Origin of the sequence: Agromyces bauzanensis, assembly GCF_014645655.1 — a bacterium.
In the GTDB taxonomy this organism is placed as follows: Bacteria; Actinomycetota; Actinomycetes; order Actinomycetales; family Microbacteriaceae; genus Agromyces; species Agromyces bauzanensis.
This window is the reverse complement of record NZ_BMMD01000055.1, coordinates 1-3,205: the sequence shown is the minus strand read 5'-3', so window position 1 is coordinate 3,205 and position 3,205 is coordinate 1. Positions and strand designations below refer to the sequence as shown.

Sequence of the window (3,205 nt, the reverse complement as noted above, 5' to 3'; positions counted from 1 at the left end):
GGGACACGGTCGATCGCCAATACCGTTCAACAGGCGTTCCGGGAAGTCGCCACGGCCTGCGATCTGCGTCCAGGACCATGCGGCAGACAACCCCGTCTATACGATTATGCCGACGTCTGGGTTATGCCGATGTTTCCTGCGGGCCCTTGTCGTCGCGGGGCGGATACCCGGTGAATGTCGGCATAATCAGAGCGCCTCCAGGAACCCGATAAGGGAGTCTGGTGGCCGGTAGCGGCCTGACTTCGCGGCGAGGGGTGTGACACGGTCGATCGCTTGTTGTTTGTGGCTCATGTCGGCGTGTAGGTAGATGTTCGTCGTGGCGAGTTGCTCATGGCCGAGCCAGAGTGCGATGACGGTGATGTCGTTGCCGGCGAGCAGCAGACGCATCGCCGCGGTGTGGCGCAGCGTGTGCGTGGTGACTCGTTTGGCCTTCAGCGACGGGCAGGTCGTCTCCGCCAGCGCGACGTGGTGAGCGAGTCGGTGTTCGATGGCGTCTCGGCTCAGCCGCTTTCCCGTGCTGGTGGCAAAGAGGGGCTCGTGCGGTGCCGCTGCCCGCTCGTCGAGGTACGCCTGAAGGATCTTCACGGTCTCCGGCACGAGTGGGGTGCGTCGTTCCTTCCTGCCCTTGCCGAGGGTGTGCACGTTGGCGCCGCGGCCGACGGTCACGTCCTCGCAGTTGAGTCCGACCAGTTCAGAGATCCGCAGCCCGGTCTGGATGGTGAGGGCGAACATGGCGTGGTCGCGTCGCCCGGTCCGACGCGACTGATCGCAGGCCGTCAGCAGCTCGGTCGCTTCGTGATCGGTGAGGTAGGTGACGAGGTTGACCTCGGTTCGCTTGTTCGGGATCGACAGGACGCGGCGGATCGAGTCGGCGTGCTCGGGGTGGCGCAACGCCAGGTACGAGAACAGCGAGTGGATGGCCGCGAGGCGCAGGTTGCGTGTTGCCACGGTGTTCCCTCGCTCGGACTCGAGGTGTTCCAGGAATGCCGCCACCAGCGGAGCGTCGAGGTCGGCGATGTCGAGCCTGCTGGGCGGGGTGCCGCTGCGCGTCGAGGTGAACTGCAGAAGCAGCCGGAACGTCAGCGCGTACGCGGCGATCGTGTTCGGGCTTGCTGCTTTCTGACTGATCAGCCGGTCGGTGAAGAACGCCTCCAGCGACGGTGCAAGAGCACTCATCGCTGGGCCCCGAAACGAACTTGGAGCCGGTCGGCGGCGAGTGTCATCAACTCGGGAACAGCCGACAGATACCAGTACGTGTCAGCTGGCGCGACGTGACCTAGATAGCCGGACAGGCTCGCGAGGTGAGCATCGATGCTCACTCCCTGCTCCTGCCAGTTCACGATCGTGCGAACGGCGAAACCGTGCCGGAGATCGTGCACCCGCGGGTGGGTGGTGCCGGTGCGAAGCCCGAGCGTGGTGGTGATCTTCCGGAACATTCTGTCAACCCCGGACCGGCCAAGAGCGGTGCCGGCGGTGGAACAGAAGAACACGTCCGCACGTGGCGGCCGACGCAGCCGGTCGCGGGTGAGAGCATAGGCGGACAGGGCCGCCGTGGTGCTCTCGTGCAGTGGCACCAGCCGGGTGCGGTCGAATTTCGCGTGACGGATCGTGATCACGCCGGAGCCGAGATCGACGTCGCCGCGGGTAAGGCCGAGCGCCTCACCGATGCGCATCCCGGACACCGCCAGCAGCCCGAAGAGCGTCTCGTAGGTTGCCGCGCGAAGCGGGGAGCCCAGCCCTCGCGCGGCTGTGAGCACCCGCTCGATATCGGGTTCGGAGAACAAGTAGGGGGTAGGTCTCTGCCGGCTCGTGGGGAAGATCCCCGACGGTGGCACCTCTGTGGCCGCATCCATCGTCGCCAGATAGACGGCGAAGCTGCGAATCACGCTCAGCCGCTTGGCCCACTGGTTGACGCTGGCCGTGACCGGCAGTTTCGCCCAGGCGATCGCCAGGTCACCGGTGAGGTGCTCCTGCCCGGCGGCATCGCTGTAGGCGACGAACTGGGCAAGCAGGTGCTCTTCGCGTTCCAGCTTGAACCCGAACGAGCGCCGCAGGCTCAGATACTGCTGGACGTGCTCGTCGAAGCCGCTCATCTCGCACCTCCCGGCCACGGTGCAGCAAGTTGTCGCAGCGTGTCCAGGTCCACCCGGGCGTAGATCCCGGTCGACTGCAGACTGTCGTGGCGCAGCACCTGGCCGATCTGCACCAGCGGGACACCAGCTGCGACCATCTCGCAGGCCAGCGTGTGACGCAGCCGGTGCGGGCCGACCTCGGCGATCCCCGCGCGACAGCAAACCCGGCGCACGGTCGAGCCGACGGTACCGGACGCGATCGGCTGGAACGGTGCCCGGGCACGTAAGAATACCTCCCGCCGGTCGGTTGCGGGCCGCCCGCGTCGCAGGTATGCCGTTATCGCCTCGCCAACTTCTACCGGCATCGGCAACCGGTCCAGCCTGGCGCCCTTGCCACGCACGACGAGCTCACCAGCACGCCAGTCCAGGTCGTCAAGACGTAACCGGGCGACCTCGCCGGCACGAAGACCCAGACGCAGCAGCACGACCAGCATCGCGTGGTCCCGCCTGCCCAGCGCGGTTCGTCGATCGCAGGATGAGAGCAGCGCGTCCGCCTGAGCAGGCTCGATGCCCCGGGGAAGATCCACCCGTCGCCGACCGGTCACCGCCAGGGCCGCACCGGAAAGGTCGGCGTCGACGATCTGCTCGGTGAAGCAGAACCGCAGGAACGCACGCAGCCCCGCACGGAAGTTCTGCGCCGCAGCCACCGATACCACCGCGGCCACGCGGCCCAACGCCGCCGTCACGTCAGCCGCGGTCACCTCCGCCACGGTGCGGCCCGAAGGGAGCCCGCCAAGAAACTTTCGGGCGTGATCGACGTAACCGCGCACCGTGCCGGGCGCAAGCGCCCGCTCGGCCAGAAGGTAGCGTTCGAAGGAACACAGCAGCGTCTGGGCCGGTGACAGCACCGGCGGCTGCGCCTCATACTCCAGCGCGCCCAGCCCCTCCAACACGTCCAGAAGACACCACAGCCCGGGACGTGACCACCCGGAACGATGCCTGCCCTCGGCACGCTGGAAAACCAAGAACCGGCAATCCCCTGAAACCGTAGAGACATGATTTTGGGGGATCCTTCCCCCCCGATAGCGGCCGCCTGGTGGCGCCCGGAGCCGGCGTCAAGGCTGGCCGGAGGC

The 3,205-nt window shown here is 67.1% G+C and carries 3 protein-coding genes; all 3 read right to left on the bottom strand.

Annotated elements, in window-relative coordinates:
• Positions 1-186 precede the first annotated feature (186 nt).
• Genes IEX31_RS18325 through IEX31_RS18315 form a run of 3 tightly spaced genes read right to left on the bottom strand, consistent with a single transcriptional unit; the run spans position 187 to position 3,025 of the window.
• On the bottom strand, positions 187-1,176 hold the full coding sequence (locus IEX31_RS18325; RefSeq protein WP_188744828.1) for a tyrosine-type recombinase/integrase: 990 nt from the start codon (positions 1,174-1,176) through the stop codon (positions 187-189).
• The gene (locus IEX31_RS18320; protein WP_188744827.1) at positions 1,173-2,093 is read right to left on the bottom strand and encodes a tyrosine-type recombinase/integrase; all 921 of its coding nucleotides are present in this window, start codon (positions 2,091-2,093) and stop codon (positions 1,173-1,175) included. The genes IEX31_RS18325 and IEX31_RS18320 overlap by 4 nt, the downstream gene beginning before the upstream one ends.
• Positions 2,090-3,025: a tyrosine-type recombinase/integrase gene (locus IEX31_RS18315; RefSeq protein ID WP_229662496.1), complete on the bottom strand. Its 936-nt coding sequence runs from the start codon at positions 3,023-3,025 to the stop codon at positions 2,090-2,092. Before IEX31_RS18315 ends, IEX31_RS18320 begins: the two co-directional genes overlap by 4 nt.
• Between the last annotated feature and the right edge of the window lie 180 nt (positions 3,026-3,205).

Coding starts and splice junctions, on each gene's coding strand:
- IEX31_RS18320 (WP_188744827.1), bottom strand. CDS start 2,093: ATGAGCGGCTTCGACGAGCACGTCCAGCAGTATCTGAGCCTGCGGCGC.
- IEX31_RS18325 (WP_188744828.1), bottom strand. CDS start 1,176: ATGAGTGCTCTTGCACCGTCGCTGGAGGCGTTCTTCACCGACCGGCTG.